General features: G+C 37.2%; 11 protein-coding genes. 1 reads left to right on the plus strand and 10 read right to left on the minus strand.

Annotation, left to right across the window (positions count from 1 at the left end; all coding sequences use genetic code 11):
- Positions 1-33 precede the first annotated feature (33 nt).
- Both ABZP37_RS14230 and ABZP37_RS14235 read right to left on the minus strand, forming a co-directional pair.
- Positions 34-1,452: an alpha-L-fucosidase gene (locus tag ABZP37_RS14230; protein ID WP_366183766.1), complete on the minus strand. Its 1,419-nt coding sequence runs from the start codon at positions 1,450-1,452 to the stop codon at positions 34-36.
- 39 nt (positions 1,453-1,491) lie between these two features.
- Complete coding sequence (locus ABZP37_RS14235; RefSeq protein ID WP_366183767.1) at positions 1,492-3,033, minus strand: sulfatase-like hydrolase/transferase; 1,542 nt, start codon at positions 3,031-3,033, stop codon at positions 1,492-1,494.
- A gap of 411 nt (positions 3,034-3,444) precedes the next feature.
- Here ABZP37_RS14235 and ABZP37_RS14240 point away from each other — a divergent pair, with 411 nt between their 5' ends.
- Positions 3,445-4,893, plus strand: a complete 1,449-nt coding sequence (locus ABZP37_RS14240) for an IS1182 family transposase (RefSeq protein WP_366183768.1) — start codon at positions 3,445-3,447, stop codon at positions 4,891-4,893.
- A gap of 243 nt (positions 4,894-5,136) precedes the next feature.
- On the opposite strand, the gene ABZP37_RS14245 is transcribed toward ABZP37_RS14240, so the two are convergent.
- From ABZP37_RS14245 to ABZP37_RS14280, 8 genes are all read right to left on the minus strand, one after another.
- Positions 5,137-6,399, minus strand: a complete 1,263-nt coding sequence (locus ABZP37_RS14245) for a family 43 glycosylhydrolase (protein ID WP_366183769.1) — start codon at positions 6,397-6,399, stop codon at positions 5,137-5,139.
- A gap of 235 nt (positions 6,400-6,634) precedes the next feature.
- Positions 6,635-8,188 (minus strand): sulfatase-like hydrolase/transferase, encoded by a 1,554-nt coding sequence (locus tag ABZP37_RS14250; RefSeq protein WP_366183770.1) that lies wholly within the window; start codon positions 8,186-8,188, stop codon positions 6,635-6,637.
- 4 nt (positions 8,189-8,192) lie between these two features.
- Entirely contained in the window at positions 8,193-10,034 is a 1,842-nt protein-coding gene (locus ABZP37_RS14255) for a sulfatase (protein WP_366183771.1), read from the minus strand.
- Between the two features lie 25 nt (positions 10,035-10,059).
- The gene (locus ABZP37_RS14260; RefSeq protein WP_366183772.1) at positions 10,060-11,442 is read right to left on the minus strand and encodes a glycosyl hydrolase family 28 protein; all 1,383 of its coding nucleotides are present in this window, start codon (positions 11,440-11,442) and stop codon (positions 10,060-10,062) included.
- Positions 11,443-11,450: 8 nt separating this feature from the next.
- Positions 11,451-12,755 carry a sulfatase-like hydrolase/transferase gene (locus ABZP37_RS14265; protein WP_366183773.1) on the minus strand — a complete coding sequence of 435 codons (1,305 nt, stop codon included), beginning with the start codon at positions 12,753-12,755 and terminating at the stop codon, positions 11,451-11,453.
- A 47-nt stretch (positions 12,756-12,802) separates the two neighbouring features.
- A complete protein-coding gene (locus ABZP37_RS14270; RefSeq protein ID WP_366183774.1) occupies positions 12,803-14,455 on the minus strand; it encodes a sulfatase-like hydrolase/transferase in 1,653 nt (550 codons plus the stop codon).
- 35 nt (positions 14,456-14,490) lie between these two features.
- Positions 14,491-16,149 carry a sulfatase-like hydrolase/transferase gene (locus tag ABZP37_RS14275; protein WP_366183775.1) on the minus strand — a complete coding sequence of 553 codons (1,659 nt, stop codon included), beginning with the start codon at positions 16,147-16,149 and terminating at the stop codon, positions 14,491-14,493.
- Positions 16,150-16,165: 16 nt separating this feature from the next.
- Positions 16,166-17,737 (minus strand): alpha-L-fucosidase, encoded by a 1,572-nt coding sequence (locus ABZP37_RS14280; protein ID WP_366183776.1) that lies wholly within the window; start codon positions 17,735-17,737, stop codon positions 16,166-16,168.
- Positions 17,738-17,758: the final 21 nt, after the last annotated feature.

A 17,758-nucleotide genomic window follows, 5' to 3' on the forward strand; every position in this document is an offset into this window, starting at 1 on the left:
GAATAACTAATGTTTACAAATTGTCATTCAATACTATTCTATTGATCCAACTTCTAGTTCAGTAATGATTGCTTTTGAACCAATAGCTGCTAAAATCTCAATTTTTAAGTAACGAGCTTTGGATTTAGTAAATGTAATATTGCGATAGTGGTTGTTTGATTCCCAATTATAAGTCCCTACTTCTTTATAGTTCTTATTATCACAACTGGTATACACTTTACATTGGGTAATATTCCCCTCTGACAAAGCTATTTCTGGAGCAGGTTTTGATCGATGTTGCGGAACAATATTAATGACTTCAATATTTTTTGTGCTTTTTCCTAAATCAAGTGTAATGGTTTGCGGAAAACTAGCATCAGATTCCCAAGTGTAATAATTAATTTTTTCTTTAGTACCATCAATCAAATAATTTGCATTTCCGCTAGTAGCAGTGGCAGATTGAATAGGCAATGAATTGGTAATTATTTTTCCTTGGTTGGGTAACGTTGCTCTTGTGGTATTGGGTTTCCATTTTAAACCTAAATCCTTTAATAAATTGATAAAAATTGGATCTAGAACACCCTCACGATTGGGCATACAATTCAACATGAAATTGCAATAACGAGATTCACAAGTCGTTAATTTATCCATAATTAAGTCCACTCCATCTTTTGGGAATAAACCATTTGGAGTTTTCTCATCCCAAAACCAGCCATTTCCTTTTACACTACAATGTCCCAATGCTGATGCCATTGTATTATTCTCAGACGGAAAAGCTCCAAAAGGACCTTCAAAATAAGGAATATCTAAATGATATGGCGCCTGCATATGAGTGTGATCGGTAATCAAACAATTGGGTTGTAATTTACGAATCAATGCTCTTATTTCTTGGTAAGGAACTTCGTTGTGTCCCATACGCCAAAACCAACCATCAATGACAAAATAATCAATCGCTCCGTAATTGGTTAATAATTCGGTGATTTGACCTTTTATGATTTTCATTTTTGCAGTATTAATAGTTCCTTTATCAATACCAGCAGTACTGTCCCATATGGAATAATACAATCCTACTGCCAATCCTTTGGCTCGAAAAGCGTCTGTATATTGCTGAACAATATCTTTTTTATAAGGAGTAGAGGCAACATCATAATTTGTGAATTTACTGTCCCATAAACAAAAACCTTCATGATGTTTAGTGGTCAATACACCATATTTCATTCCAGCAGAAACTGCCGCATCTGCCCATTGATTACAATCTAATTTCTGTGGATTGAACTTTGAAATATCAAAATTGGCTTCGCCCCATTGCGCTCCGTAAGACATGATGTTGTAACAAATAAACATTCCGAAACGCTTGTCTATAAATTCTTCTAATAACTGCTGTTGTGTCTTTACTTTTGGTTTTGGAACAAAGCCCAAAAATAACAACGAAAAAAAGACTAATACGATAATTTTTAAGGAAATTTTATTCATTGGTTTGTGAATTTAGAAGTGCTTGTACGCCATAGAATTTTATTCATTCCCTGTTCCTTTTTTGGCTAATTCATCATAGGTCCCTGTTAAAAACGGTTTTTTGGATGCAGTGTTGGCTTTTCGATCAAACAAAACAATGTACTTTTCATAATCGTTGTAATGCACTATATTTTTGGCTAAATGGTCATAGTGTTGGTCATAGATCGTTCTCATTTCGGATAGCTTTTTTAGATATACTGGGTCTTTCGAATGGTTGTATAATTCTAATCGGTCTTTGCCTACATAATACAGTTCTTCTGCAGGTTTCATTAATTCACTTCCATATTGCCAATAAATGTATTTCCAATCTTTGGAAACGACAGACATTTCTTGAATTTCGTCATTACCCCACATATTGGTCAGGGTGATAAATTCGCGTTTAATACCTGCTGGATTTTTTATTAAGGGCAATAAATTTTCTCCATCCATGTTTTTTGGAATCGGTAAGCCAGCATATGATAAAATGGTCGGTGCGATGTCAATGTTGGCAGTAACGGCTTCTCTTTTGATTCCTTTTTCGTTTTTTGGAGCACGGGGATCATAGATTATAAAAGGGGATTTTGATGCTTCTTCATAAGGCAATTCTTTTCCTCCGAGATTGTGTGCCCCACAGCTATAGCCGTTGTCACTAGTAAAAATGATTATGGTATTTTCGTCAGCACCGTATTGTTTTAACGATTTTCGAATTTCGCCAATGGTATAATCCACTTCAAAAATAAGTTGATTGTACTTGCTTATAGCTGTTTGGTACGATTCTTCAGAATCCCTCCAAAAGCTATAGTCTTTGTATTCACGACCAGACTTGGCTTGTGCGGGTAAGTAAGTAGCGAAAGCTTCACCGTAATTTGCTGGTTTTGTGAAGGTTTTTCCTTTGTAGACATAGTCGAAATATTTATCGGTTGTAAAGGGAAGATGCGGTGCTTTGAAACTGATGGACATGCAAAATGGTTTGTCTTGATTGGTTGCTGTTTTGATAAAGTCAGCTGCCCAAGCACCGTAGGCACGGGTCGCATGAGGGTATTCTTTTGCATATTTAGCAATGGTAGGGTTTTTGGCTGTTTGATAAAACGTTTGTCCAGGACCACCACCCCAAACGTCAAAATAACCGAGTGGTAGTTTGTCTTTAATTTTATCTGTTTCAGCTTCTGTCATTTCAAAACCTACTTTACCTGCAAAACCAGTGAAATAACCTGCATTTTGTAGTAAAACGGGATAGGTTTTTTCGAGTTTATCGGTGGTTAAATCACCGTGCATAAAATTCACTCCTGTTTTGTACTCATACATACCAGTTAAAATACTTACCCTACTCGCCATGCAAATCGCTGTTGTATTGTAGTGATTGGCAAAGAGAACGCCCTCTTTGGCCAATCCGTCCATATGTGGGGTTTGTACTTGGTTGTTGCCATAACAACCCACAGATATACTAGTTTGATCGTCAGTTAATAAAAAGATGATATTGGGTTTTTGATTCTTATTTTGAGCAGCAACGATTCCAATGTTGAAAACCAATAAAAGAAGTGTATAGGATTTTGAAAATTTCATGCCAAGGAGTTATTTAAAGATACGTTCAAAAATAATTGATTTTATAGGATTTATTCGAAACAAATGATTCTGGATGTATCTGATATGATTTTACTTTTTTGAAGTGAAAAAAAAAACAGTGGTAACCAAATGGGTCACTACTGTTTTTTGAAAATGATATACTTGTTGCTTGAACTACTCTTGCGCTTTGAGGTTGTTTTTTGGAGAACAATTATCTCGCGAAGTAGTTGTTGCATGAGGGATCGAAGTGGAGCTCTTTTTTATCCGCCGCGGCGGATAAAAAAAGCGGGAACGTAGAGCCGAGGGCACTGAAAAAGTCATTTACAAAAAATCAGCATAAAAAAGGAGCAGTAAAATTTTATTTACTGCTTCTTTTTGGTTATATTTAACTGTAATTATAAGGCTTTTTAGATGTTAGTTCAGCAACAACAAATTCAGTTCAGCGAGCATTCCTCGTTATATGATTTAATCATTCCTAAAGATAATCTTCTTCGAAAAATCAATGAATTAATTGATTTTTCATTTATCACCGATGAACTTATACATACCTATTGTGTAAATAATGGTCGTATGGCAGAAAGTCCTATTCGTATGTTCAAATATCTACTTTTGAAAACGATTTATACGGTCTCGGATGTTGATGTTGTTGATCGCTCTCGTTTTGACATGTCCTTTAAATATTTTTTGGATATGACACCCGAAGCCGATGTTATCAACCCAAGTTCATTGACAAAATTTAGAAAACTCCGCTTAAAAGACACCGATTTATTGAATTTATTGATTAACAAAACGGTAGCCTTAGCCATTGAAAAAGGTGTTATTCGTTCTAAATCTATAATAGTTGATGCCACACATACTTTATCAAGGTCAAATCCATTTTTAGCTATAGACGTACTGAGAGAACATTCCAAACAACTTCGTAAAGTGGTTTATTCATTTGATGAACAATGGAAAGAACGTATGCCAGAGAAGAACAACGAGAATGATTTAGAAAAGGAGTTGGCTTATAGCAAAGAGTTAGAGAAAAGACTAGAAGAAGATCCTTCGGTGAGTTTGATACCGGCCGTAAAAGAAAAACTCAACTTGCTAAAAGAAACCATCGAAGATACACAAGAAAATTTAATTTTATCAAAAGATACCGATGCCAAAACTGGGCATAAATCTGCCGAGAGTTCTTTCTTTGGCTACAAGACTCATTTAGCTATGACCGAAGAGCGCATCATAACAGCAGCCGTAGTAACATCGGGAGAAAAAGGAGATGGACCGGAGTTGCCAAAACTCTTAGAAATTAGTCAAGAAAATGGAATTGAGGTAGATACTATTATTGGCGATGGTGCCTATTCGGGGAAAGAAAATCTTAAAATCACAAGTGAGCAAAATATTAAAGTAGTGGCCAGACTAAACCCATCCATAACACAAGGATTTAGAAAAGACGAGGATAAATTTGATTACAATAAAGATGCCGATAGGTTTGTATGTCCTGCGGGTCATATGGCAATACGAAAAGCACGAGGTGGAACCAAAGATATCGGGGAAAATCAAGTCGACACTTACTATTTTGATGTTGAAAAATGTAAATCATGTCCTTTAACAGAAGGCTGTTATAAAGAGGGAGCAAAAACAAAAACATATTCGGTATCCATAAAATCAGATTTACATCAAGAGCAAATATCCTTTCAAGAAACAGACTATTACAAAGAAAAAGCAAAGCACCGATACAAAATAGAAGCGAAGAATAGTGAGTTAAAAAATGCACATGGTTTTGACAGAGCGATATCTTATGGCATAAACAATATGCAAATGCAAGGAGCAATGGCTATTTTTACAGTAAATTTAAAAAGAATCATAAAACTAATGTAGGAAATGCGTTCTACTTGCGTATTGTCTAAAATACACTCATTTTAAGCCAAAAAATAGACTCCTAAAATCTAAAATAAAAACAGTTGTAAAATTTAAAACGCTTATAACGGATGTTTGAAATCCTGTTATAAGCGTTTTTTTAATCTTTGAAAAATAACACAAATCGAAATAAGCGAGGTTTTTCAGTGCCCTCCGTAGAGCCCGACCCGTTTTTTTTCGGGTCATGCCCAAATGCTTTTCCTATTATTTAGAATTCTTTACTTTTTGGTTTTCTTCGGCAATTCGCTTTTTCTGATTTCCGTTTAGGCCGTGCGTGTATAGAAATTCGGGTTTGTAATTGATGTTTGTGCGTTTCATTTCGGGATCATGTAGGTCTTGGCTTAGATCGCAATCAAAACGAACGAGAAGCGCGTGATTGGTTTCTCGATTGCCAATATTGGTAACATGCGAGATTCCCCAAGTGATACCGCGACCATCTTTGGTATCGGTAAATGCATCTGGAATATACGGTCCGGCGGCGTCTGGCATCAATGTGGTGATGGCAGCAATGTCAAAATTGATTCCGTCTTTGGCGTATTGTACCGTAAAATGCTCATTTCCATCACGAATCACAAGCGCTGCTATACCTTCTTTAAACGGAAACATAGTCGTTTCGTGACCAGAATTCATGACTGGATTGGTTGGGTTTTTGGTAAAGGGTCCAAGTGGATTATCGGCAATTGCAAGTCCTTGCATGCGCACTAGATTTGGTTTTTGGTTAAAATCGGATTTGTAATACAAGTATATTTTTCCGTTGTGCACCAAGGGATATGGATCGTGGATGGAAAATTGGTCCCATTCGCCTTCTTTACCATTTGGAATAACGATTTTGTTGTAGGGTGTCCATGGCCCATCAGGTGAATCGGCGTAGGAAACCGCTACAGGGCAGTCATCGCCACGTTTTCCACTGGTTTGCATAAAACCTTGGTAGTACAAATAGTATTTTCCTTTGTAAACCAAAATATCAGAAGTAGCTACAGAACGCCATCCCACTTCGGGTTTTGGAGGACGAGGCACGGCAACACCTTGCTCTTTCCAAGTAAAACCATCTTCGCTCGTTGCGTACCATATATCGGATAAATCCCAATCTGCAGACGGAATAACATCTGTAGATTTATCAGCTCCTTGCGGTGGCGTTGGGGTTTGCCTATGGGTGTACCAAACGTAATATTTTCCGTTGGCAAAAATCACTTTGGAAGGATCACGGCGGGTAATTGTTCCGTCGTGGTTGCTGTAATCTAGTCCTTTTAATTCGGTGTATCTAAATTGGGAATACAACTCGTTGGACTCTGGAGTTGGGCCCATGTAATTATCATAATTTCGTTCTAAGGCTTTGCTTAGTACTCTATTGGGTTTCTCTGTTGGGAGAATAAACGGAAAACCGTCTGCTGTTTTGGTTTTGGTTGTTGAGCAGGAAGTAAGCGCTAGTAAAGCACCACAAGCTGCTGCTAGTGTTAGATTTTTCATTGGTTTATTTATTTGCTATTTGTTGTTGTTTCGATTAGTAAAAGTCCAAGTCATTTGTTTTTAAAGTTTTTTGGCAGGTCGCGAAGCGTCGGGAGCAGGAATTGACACAGATTCCAATGTGTATAAATTGAATTACTCGAATATTTATCTGTGTTACATATTCGTGTAATCTTCAAAAATTGTTATTCGTGCAAATTGGTGTAATTAGTGTCTAACTTTTTTCAGGGTTAATGTCCTAGTAAAAGTCCCAGAAATCATATTTTTCTCCAGATACATTTTCTTTTTTATCGCCCAAAAGAACCGCTTGCTCTTTCATCTCTTTTCGCATTTGTTCGATTAAGGCTTTATTTTTTGGAAAAAAAGATAAATCTTGTGTTTCCCAAGGATCTGTTTTAAAATTGAATAATTGAGTTACTCTTGAACCCGCTATAGATTCTCCTTCTTTTTTATCGTAATCTTTGGCTCGTACATATTCGATCAATTTGTAATCGCCTTTGCGGTAGGCTCGTTGAAATTGTCTGTAAGCATGATACGTAGAATTGCGAACTTCTTTTACTTGATTATTGATAATTGGCATCAAACTTTTTCCAGTAACGGAAGCTGGAATTGGAATGTTAGCAAACTCACAAATCGTTGGAAAAACATCAAAATTGTACGCAAAGGCATCGTTGCGAATCCCTTTGTTTTTGATTAAATTACCTGCAAAAATTAGCGGAACATGTACTCCGTCTTCGTCATAGATGTTTTGTTTCCCCATCAAACCGTGGTTTCCAACGGCAAGACCGCTATCTCCAGACATAACAATTAAGGTGTTCTCGTACTGTCCGCTTGCTTTTAAACCAGCAATTACTTTTCCGATTTGCGCATCCAAATGAGTGATGATCGCATAATAATCAGATAGTTGTTGTTTGGAAACGTCTGGAGTTCTTGGCCATGCCGCCAATTCCTCGTCACGCAAGAACATATGTCCGTTATCGAATGGGTGCTGTAGCATGTATGAAGGTGTCAATTTCATCTGGTCTACGGGGTACATATCACGATAGGCTTGTGGTGCTTGGCGTGGATCATGCGGTGCATGAAAAGCCAAATACATCAAAAACGGATTTTTACTTTTGTAATTTTTAAAATAATCTACTGCGGCTTCACCAATAACTTCCGAGGTGTGTGGGCCATTTTTTTCGGTTCCGATTGGGCCACGAACGGCATTTTTGGGAATGTCTTGTCGTACCACTTTTCCGTTTTCATCATACACTAACCAATAGGCATCTTGCGGACTAAATTTTCCGGCTTTGTCCCAATCATAGAAAGGCATTCTAAAGTGATCGACCAAATACAAACCTCGACCCATAATTTTTTCTCCCGATGTAAAACTGCGTTTTAGCGTTTCGCCATCTTGGTGCCACTTTCCAATTACCTCAGTGTTATAGCCTTGTTTTTGAAAAGCTTCTCCAAAAGTGGTATGCGTTTCTGGAACGTCATGTCCTATACCGTCAAGTTCAAAAACGTTTCTACCTGTAAGCAACATCGCTCTACTGGCCACGCAGGTAGCACCTGTAAACGCACCCATGAGGTATGCGTTGTTGAAGGCAATACCGTCTTTGACCAAAGCATCTAGGTTTGGTGTTTTTACATCCATTCCGGCCAAAGCATGAATACCTGAAAAGCGATGATCATCGGTGAAAATAATCAAAACATTTGGTTTTTTATTCTTGTTTTTTTGTGCCATTGTCCCAAAAGAAACAAGTTGGAAAGCAGCCAATGCAACCGTGAAATATTTTTTAGTATTCATATTTTTATTTTTTCAGATACGCTAGTCGTCTTTGTACTTGATCGTTTGCAGCTACTTTTTTATCCATTTTGGTAACATCAATTGCAACGGGTTGTTTTTGGTAATAATCTTTCAATAAAACTACTGCATTCAAAATCAATAAAGCCTCTGTATCGCTTTTGGCGGCGTAAACTATACTAGCTAAGTTTTTCGTTGTGTTTTGGTGTGCCACAATCGATAGAAATTCGACTGCTCTCAATTTGTTGATGTTTTCTGTTTCAGAATCCATTGCTGCTTGTACGGCAGCCGTTAAGGATTTAGCTTGGTCACCAAAAGAAGTCGCCACGATCATAGCCCAATAACGTTCCCATTGGTCATTGGATTTTAAAAGCTTTTCGATTTTTGGCGCTGCTTTGTCGAAATCTAGGACTTCCAAATTGGCAATGTCGATGTATTTTCGAATATCTTTTTTGTGTTCTTTTCCAAATGCAATCGGATTTTGGATGGCATTTTCTATCAAATAAAATTCAGGATAAAAAGATAAATCGGGCATCGATTCCATCCAGCAATTCAAATCTTTACGCATTTTTTTCAAATCAGACTTATGCTCAGGAAGGCTCGCTAAATTATGTAGTTCGAAAGGGTCTTTCACGACGTCATATAATTCTTCGACTGCCTTTATTTCGAAAAACTTAGACTGATCTTTATTTAATTTTCCTTGTTTGTATAAAGTTTCCCATTCTTGATACGCCAATTGTTTGTAGCGGTATTCATTCATCAAACCATTAACATTAAAAGGTTCAAAATTTCGAATGTATTTTAAGTTTCCTTTTCGCACCGAGCGTACCATGTCGTATTTCTCATCAAAACGATCTGCATATCCAAAAGTTTCGTCTTTTTTGTCTAAAGTTTTGGTAGTAATATTTTTTCCTAAAAATGGTTTTCCATCCATAACTTTCGGAATTTCAACACCAGCAAGATTTAACACCGTTGCGCCAAAATCGACAAAACTCACAAAAGCATTGGTTCTGGTTCCAGATGCCAACGGACTTAAATTTTTGTATTTTTCTGGAACATGCACCACAAGAGGCACGTGTAATCCTGTTTCGTTCAAGTAGCCTTTACTTTGAGGTAAAACACCACCATGATCGCCATAATAGAAAATAATAGTATTATCATACAAGCCGTCTTTTTTTAGTTTTTCGATTACTTCGCCAACTTCCGTATCCATTTGCACTATTTTGTCACGATAGTAGGCATTAGAATATTTAAAAAGCTCCGTTTGTGGATGATTCGGTTGTACAAAAACAGTAGCGGGATTTGTAATGGTTTTGGTCGAATTCATCGTCTCTTTTGTGAAATGCATTCTTCCTTCGTGGGTAGTTTCAATATTATAGACATAGAAGAAAGGCTGTCCTGTTTTTCTATTAGTCCAACTGGCTTTTTTGGATGAATCATCCCAAACATCCTCTGGTTTTTTGATATTATAATCTTCTTTGGCATTATTTGCAGTATAATATCCCGCTTTTCTCAAAAAGGCAGGAAACATATCTTGACCATTAACCAAGGTTACTTTGCCTTCGGCACGGTGGTAGTGGGTTGCCATCTTAGGTCCAAAAGTACTCAATATCAAAGTCGAACGAGCAGCACTACATACGGCAGCATTAGAAAATGCACGATCAAATACGATTCCGTCCTTGGCAAGACTTTCTACATTTGGCGTAGCAACTCCGTGCTCGTCAAAAAGTTTCATATAGTGTTTGGAGTTGTCTTCTGAAACTATCCAAACAATATTGGGTTGTTGTGCTTTTGCGACTGTAATCGTAAAAAGATTGGCTATTAAAAATAATCGGATCGATTTGTTCATTCTATTTAGAATTAAATATTAATTATTATTTTAGACTGTTTTTGATTTTATTTCGATTCAAAAAAACCGCTTGAACCTCGCTGTTTAAAACGTCATCAAAAACGATGGGTAAACGTTCGTCTTTGCTGATGGTGTTTATATTGACGTTGTCAATATACAAACCATCAATATGCCTAGCGTAAATTCCGCTTGCTGGTAAAGTGCCTACTTTGCTAAATTCGGGCCACCAGTTTCCTAGGGTTTCTAGAGTGAATTCTTTGATGTTTTTAAGAGCGGCATCGGCTTTGGTTCCGCCACCAGAAACCGTGATTTGAATGTTTTTCAGCTGAATGTCTTGGATGTAATGATTGGGCATTCCGGTCAAAAAGAGAACTGAATTTTTATCTAATTCCCGATTATCAACTATAATGTTTTCGAAAATAAATCCCTGCATTTCTTTCATAGGAGCCATTTCCTCAGGGGAATCTACACCTGCGCGTTGTTGGCAAAAAGTCATAAAAATAGGTCTTGGAACATTCTTCATTACGATGTTCGAAAAAATCATATTTTTCATTATGCCGCCTTCATTCATTTGGATTTTTAATCCCGAATCTAAGATATCATGGAAAGTACAATTGGTCACCGTCACCGATTCAAAATCACCTCGCGAAGCCAAACCGAAACGCATAGCTGCCCATTTGCTTGTAAAAACACAATTGGTAATCGTAATATCTTTGCAAGGTTTATCAGGTCTTGAAGTCTGTAAACAAATAGAATCATCGCTAGTATCAAATGACGAATTGGAAACGCGCACATTGGTACAACCGTCAAAATCCAGACCATCCCCGTTATGATTGACTCTGCTGATAATTTTAATTCCGTCTACTACAATTTCGTTGCAATACAACCAAGCCGAAGTCCAAGCCGCAGGATTGATTAGGGTAACATCTCTCACACTAATATCATTGCAATTCAAGAAACGCAACATCATTGGGCGTCCTCCTTTTTCTTTAGTAAAATTTTTAGGATGACCATTGGCGTCAATCGTTCCTTTTCCTTCGATAGAAAATGATTTTGCATCACGAGCAAAAATCAAACAACGATCCATATGAGTTTCGTTTTTATAGGTGTTTTTGTGTGTATCGGTCGTATAATCCGCATAATTAGGACTTCCTAATAAAACAGATCCATTTTCTAAATATAGCGTCACAAAATCTTTTAGGTAAATAGTCCCGATCATGACTTTTTTACCTGCTGGAATAATCACACGACCACCGCCTTCACCAGTACATAAGTCAATGGCTTTTTGTACAGCTTGCGTATCGAGCGTTGCGCCATCAGCTTTGGCTCCAAAGTTCAAAACATTGTAATCCTTGGCTTGAACAGTGTATGATAGCAGTATTAATATAAAAAATAATATTTTTTTCATTATATAGTTTAGTTCAAATACTGGTTATAAATTGGGGATAGGTCCGTTAGGTCATTTGTTTCAGCCTGCCAATCTTTTAGTTGTTTTAAAAGTAATTTGATGTTAGCTTTACTACTAGTGGCTTTAATAAGGTTGTTTGTTTCCCAAGGATCCTTTATCAAATCATAGTATTCTAAATCGGCTGTTTTAGGATATACAATAAGTTTTTTATTCTTAGCAATTATCGCCCTTTGATCATCAAACATGGCCAGATAAATAGATTCTCGCGCTTTCCCTTTTTTTGTGATTATAGGAATCAAACTTTGAAATTTGGAGTCTTTACTGTTTTTAAATCCTAACATATCTGTAAGCGTGGGACCTATATCCTGCAGGTATACACGCTGATCAATTTTGGAATTGGCAGCAATTTTAGGAGCTTTGATGATAAGTGGTGCTGTTACGCTAGGTTCATACAAGCAAACTTTTCCCGCTACAGCATTTTCGCCAAAATTGATTCCGTGGTCAGATGTAAAGACGATAATGGTTTTATTATAAAGATTTTTGTCTTTTAAAGCTTGAATTATTTCACCAATTCTTGTATCCATATGCGTCACCATAGCATTGTTTTGCTGAACAGTTTTTTTCATTTCAGCTGCTCTGATAGGATTGCTGGTGTACTGATACTTTACATTGGGATTAAACGGACTTTTGTCGACCATACTAGGTGGCAGAGTAATCCCTTCTGTAGGATACAAATCATAGTATTTTTGCTCCGTTTGACGAGGGACATGTGGAGCATTAAAAGCTACATAGGCAAAAAACGGTTTTTTATCATTGTAGTTTTTCAAAAACGCAACTGCTTCATTTGCTGTAATATCCGTTATATGTCCTGCCGGTGCGTTATAAGTCTTGAGTTGTCCCGGCTGAATGCTTCCCGTTTGATCAAATACTTCCGTGGCATTTTTCCCCATAGCGTGCCACTTACCCGTCATAAAGGTATAGTAACCGTTGTCTTTAAATTCTTCGGATAAGGCTTTGGGGCTGTTTTGCTTGCTAATATTTTGAGATTCCCATAAATATTTCCCATAGAAAAGCATGGTTCTACTAGGGATACAAACCGCTGGAGACCAACAACCCATATTGTAAGCAGCCGTAAAAGAAACACCTTCACTTGCCAGCGCATCAATATTGGGTGTTATCATTTTCTTGTTGCCATAGGCTTGAACGGTCTGATTGCTTTGATCATCAGATTCGATAAAAAGCACATTCATTTGTGCGTTTGAAACGGTAATGCATCCAAAATAAAACAATAAACTACATAACTTTTTTTTCATCTTATAAATTATTCTTGTTTAAAAAAATAGCATGATCTCAATTTATTCTAGTGTTCCCCATCAGGATACAAATCATTGGTGTATCGGTACACTTCTGGTTTTCCTTCGCCTCTAGCATTTTTGATTTCGATTTTCCACTGCTTTTTTAAGTTGTCCAAAATAGTGGCGTGTTTCTTCTCTGCAACCAAATTGTGTAGTTCAAAAGGATCATTTTTCAAATCATACAACTCTTCATAAACTGGCTTTTCGCCGTTCAATGGTGAATCAATGTAATCACGGTAAATAGCAATTTCGGGATCGTGCATTTTGTATAGCATCTCATTAACATTCATTCCTAATTCTTTGGCATATTTGATTTCTTTTCGAGCCGAAAAATTATTGTTTTTATAGTATCGAATGTATTTCCACTGTTGATCTTGCACCGACTCACAACGAGGGTTTCCAAAATGCGTTGACCATAAATTTTCGGTATAAACGTAATTTCTAACGCCTTCTTTTCCGCCATTTATTAAATTCGAAATGTCTTTTCCTTGAAAACTATTTGGAATTTTTATGCCGCCCATTGCCAACATTGTCGGGGCAATATCGATCGTTTGTACCAAAGCATCACTTTTTAAACCTCTCGCTTTTTTGGGCGCTTTTGGATCGAAAACAATAATGGGAACATGCGTTGTCTTTTCGTAACACATGGATTTTCCCCCTAATCCTTGTTCACCACCAAATAAACCGTGATCGGATGTGAAAATGATTACTGTATTTTTATCAATTTTTAAATCTTTCAATTTCTTTCTCAAATTTCCAATCAAGCGATCAATTCCTGTCATGGCTTCCATTTCACGAATGTATCTTTCTTTGATTCCAGCAGGGGTATCTACATAGTTGTAACCATCTTGACGGTCTTCTACATGAAAGAGATCTTCGGGTAATTTTGGCGTTTTTATATCCGCTTTGGCAATATAATTAGGTGGCAACGGAATGTCTAAATCACGGTATAAAGTTCTATAAATAGCATCATCTGTTGGTTTCATTTTCATGGTACTTGTACTCGCACCATGTGGTAAATTGAAATTTATAGACAACATAAAAGGTTTGTCTTTCGGTCTATTTTCTAAGAAACGCAAAGCTCCTTTTAGTTTTCTTTCGTTTGGATCCAAGAATTCATTTACCCCTTCATTGATAATTTCTGGTTGTGTAAAAGCAATCGCATCGTTAAAAATGTTATGTCTGTCTTTTGGATAAAAACTCAAATGCCCATGTCCAGCATACCAATAATCAAAACTTTTTTCCATAAGCCCGCTGTCATAACCACCTTTACCAGTTGGAGCGTGGTTTTTACCAACCCATCCTGTGTAGTAGCCATTGGCACGCATCACCATAGGATACGAGCCTTCCCAACCTTTGTCGGATATGCTTGTTCCAGAGTTGAAGTTTACACCATGCTTGCGCTCGTATTGTCCCAATAAAATGGAGACTCTACTCGGCGTACAGATGGCGCTGGTCACGTGGGCGTTGGTAAACAAAATTCCGTCCTTGGCCATTTTGTCGATGTTGGGCGTTTGTACGATAGTGTTACCCGTACAGCCTAACAATTCATAGGATTGATCGTCTGTAAGTACAAAGACGATATTGGGACGGTCTTGAGCTGTCATTCCAAGAATACCTTGAAAAAGAAGTGCAAGAGTTATTATTTGCTTTTTCATTATTTATTTGTTTTTCAACTATTTATAAAATGTAATTAATCCTTAGCGCCACCTGGAAACAAGTCATCAGTATAACGATATACTTCTGGTTTGCCCTTTCCACGAGCATTTGTGATGGCAATTTTCCATTGTTTTTTCAAATTTTCGACAATGGCAGTATGTTGTTTTTCTGCTATTAAATTTTTTGCCTCGAAAGGGTCATTCTTTAAGTCGTACAGTTCTTCGTAAACAGGTTGTTCACCATTCAACGGGGAATCAATGTAGTCACGGTAAATAGCAATTTCTGGATCATGTAAATTGTATAACATGTCTTTTTGCGGAATTCCCATTTCTTTTCCGTATTGAATCAATTTTACGGCCGAAAAATTATCGTTTTTGTAGTATCGAATGTACTTCCAACGTTTGTCTTGAATGGATTCACAACGAGGATTTCCAAAATTTGTAGACCATAAATTTTCTGAATAAGAATAGCTTCTTACATCCTGTTGTTGTCCTCTGATAATTGTAGAAATGTCTTTTCCCTGAAAAGTATCTGGAATTTTTATACCTGCCATTGCTAACATGGTAGGAGCAATATCAATCGTTTGGACCAAAGCATCGCTAACCACACCATGTGCTTTTTTTGGCGCTGTTGGATCATAAACTATAAACGGAATATGAGTGTTTTTTTCATAGCAAGTCGCTTTTCCTCCCAAACCAAATTCACCACCAAACAATCCGTGGTCTGAGGTGAAAATGATAATGGTATTTTTGTCGATTTTAAGGTCTTTCAATTTCTTTCTTAAATTTCCAACCATTCGGTCAATTCCTGTTACAGCCTGCATTTCACGAATCGCTCGCTCTTTGGCAGTATCGGGTTTATCAACATAATTGTATCCTTCTTGGCGATCATCAGTATGCCATAGATCTTTAGGTAACTTTGGATTTTTGATGTCTGCTCGAGCCACATAATTAGGTGGCAACGGAATGTCTAAATCACGGTACAATGTGCGGTAGATGGCATCATCTGTCGATTTTGATTTCATTTCGCGCGTACTTGATCCGTGCGGTAAATTGAAATTGATGGACAACATAAAAGGCTTGTCAGCTGGTCTATTGGTAATAAAATGAACAGCTCCTTTTAATTTTCTTTCGTTAGGATCTAGAAAATCATTTACCCCTTCATTGATAATTTCAGGTTGTGTAAAAGCGATTGCATCATTATAAATATTACTAATTTCTTTTGGATAAAAGCCGACGTGAGCATGATTCGAATACCAATAATCAAAACTTTTTTCGATAAGACCACTAGTATATCCTCCTTTGCCTATAGGCGAATGATTTTTACCAACCCATCCTGTGTAATAACCGTTGGCACGCATCACTACAGGGTACGAACTCTCCCAAGCTTTGTCTGAAACGCTGGTGCCCGAATTAAAATTGACCCCATGTTTGCGCTCGTACTGGCTTAGCAATATACAAATACGCGATGGCGTACAGATAGCGGTCGACACATGCGCATTGGTAAACAAGATTCCATCTTGCGCCATTTTATCTAAATTGGGCGTCTGGATGATATTATTTCGTCCTGAACTGCCCATTAATTCATACGATTGATCATCTGTCAATACAAATATGATATTGGGACGCTGTTGGGCGCTAATGCTGAGCATCGATTGAAAAACAACAGCTAGGGTTACAATTTTTTTGATCATTTTTTTATTTTAAAACTTAATCTTTATGAGCGTCAACGTCTCCACCAATATTATTTTCTTGATAGCCTTCCATTTTAATTTTGAAAGAATGTGCGTAATCAGATGGGTATGATTTGGGAGCAGTGATGAATAATCCTTCTTCATTTCGGACCCATTTAATCTTTTCATCACTACCTAAAAGTGTTATACTTTCTATTTTAGAATTTAAAACGCCTATTTGTGTACTCAATGATTTGATTACAATTTTATCTACTGGTTTATCCAATACAATAGCATAAAAGATTTTGTCTGATTTTTTTGTGAATCGAATGTCTTTATTCGAGTATTCTATTTTATTTTTCTCCTCAACTTTATGACCACCTTCTGGTAATCTATTTGGGCCTTCGCCAAAAATAGTCCATGGGCGTGTGCCATAAATCGCTTCACCGTTCACTTCCAACCATTTTCCCATATCGGTCAATAAATTTTCCATTACTGGCGGGATAGTTCCGTCTGGATCTGGTGGTACATTCAACAGCATAACTCCGTTTTTGGAAACGATATCAACTAAAATATCTACCAATTCGTTAGGCGATTTAAACTGCGCATTCGGTCTGTAGAACCAGGCTCCTGGAGAAGTATCTGTCAACCAAGTTGGATTTTTGGGTTGGTTGGGTCTTCCTCGTTCATAATCTTTAATCCCAGTGTCCAAGGTAAAGGTACTTTCTTTGTAAGCAACTCCCACTTCTTTATTCCATTCGATCCCTTTGTTGTAATAATAGGACAAAAATTTAAGTCGGCTTTCTTCCGTCATATTTTCCAACCACCAATCAAACCAAATTAAATCTGGCTGATAAACATCAATATATTCCTTTAATTTTGCCCACCATTCTTTATAAAAACGATCGTCTGGAGTATTCGATTCTAAGGAATGCGGACTTGTGTACAAATCATAATCTTTTGGATCAATACCACCATGTGCATGCGCTGGTGCAAAATATTTCCAAGTAAAAGCGTGATGAAAAGAGGCCATAAACTTCATCCCTCTAGCTTCAATTTCTTTTTTCAGGGCTGCTGATGGGTCAATACCTCCGTAATTCATACTGTTCCAACGCGTCGCCTTGCTGTCCCACATTGCAAAATTATCATGGTGCATGGCTACAGGACCAGAAAATTTTGCCCCCGATTTTTTAAACAATTCGGCCCATTTTGCTGCATTAAAACCAGTTGGTTTGAATTGCTCAATAATTTGTTTGTATCCAAATTCTTTTACGTTACCGTATTTACTCGTGTGATGAACATAATTGGTTGATGGTTTTCCGTTTTTGGTAGGTACAATTTTACCATCTTGGTACATCACCATTCCGTGCCAACCGCCATAATATTGTTTAGGATCAGATCCTTCAAAAGCGGCAGAAACAGGTCCCCAATGCGCATAAATTCCAAATTTAGCATCCTGAAACCAATCAGGTACTGCTTTTACAGTTGATACCGATTCCCAAGTTGGTTCAAATTTTTGTGCTTTTTGCTTTGATTTATTTTGAGCTTGAACAGAACCAAAAGAGGCTGCAGCGAACAAACAAATCAGTTTGATGTTATTTTTTTTCATCTATCGAATATTTAAATTATT

It is taken from the genome of Flavobacterium ovatum, from assembly GCF_040703125.1.
Lineage (GTDB): Bacteria > Bacteroidota > Bacteroidia > Flavobacteriales > Flavobacteriaceae > Flavobacterium > Flavobacterium ovatum.

Coding starts and splice junctions, on each gene's coding strand:
- ABZP37_RS14260 (WP_366183772.1), bottom strand. CDS start 11,442: ATGAAAAAAATATTATTTTTTATATTAATACTGCTATCATACACTGTT.
- ABZP37_RS14265 (WP_366183773.1), bottom strand. CDS start 12,755: ATGAAAAAAAAGTTATGTAGTTTATTGTTTTATTTTGGATGCATTACC.
- ABZP37_RS14240 (WP_366183768.1), top strand. CDS start 3,445: ATGTTAGTTCAGCAACAACAAATTCAGTTCAGCGAGCATTCCTCGTTA.
- ABZP37_RS14270 (WP_366183774.1), bottom strand. CDS start 14,455: ATGAAAAAGCAAATAATAACTCTTGCACTTCTTTTTCAAGGTATTCTT.
- ABZP37_RS14255 (WP_366183771.1), bottom strand. CDS start 10,034: ATGAACAAATCGATCCGATTATTTTTAATAGCCAATCTTTTTACGATT.
- ABZP37_RS14275 (WP_366183775.1), bottom strand. CDS start 16,149: ATGATCAAAAAAATTGTAACCCTAGCTGTTGTTTTTCAATCGATGCTC.
- ABZP37_RS14235 (WP_366183767.1), bottom strand. CDS start 3,033: ATGAAATTTTCAAAATCCTATACACTTCTTTTATTGGTTTTCAACATT.
- ABZP37_RS14250 (WP_366183770.1), bottom strand. CDS start 8,188: ATGAATACTAAAAAATATTTCACGGTTGCATTGGCTGCTTTCCAACTT.
- ABZP37_RS14280 (WP_366183776.1), bottom strand. CDS start 17,737: ATGAAAAAAAATAACATCAAACTGATTTGTTTGTTCGCTGCAGCCTCT.
- ABZP37_RS14245 (WP_366183769.1), bottom strand. CDS start 6,399: ATGAAAAATCTAACACTAGCAGCAGCTTGTGGTGCTTTACTAGCGCTT.
- ABZP37_RS14230 (WP_366183766.1), bottom strand. CDS start 1,452: ATGAATAAAATTTCCTTAAAAATTATCGTATTAGTCTTTTTTTCGTTG.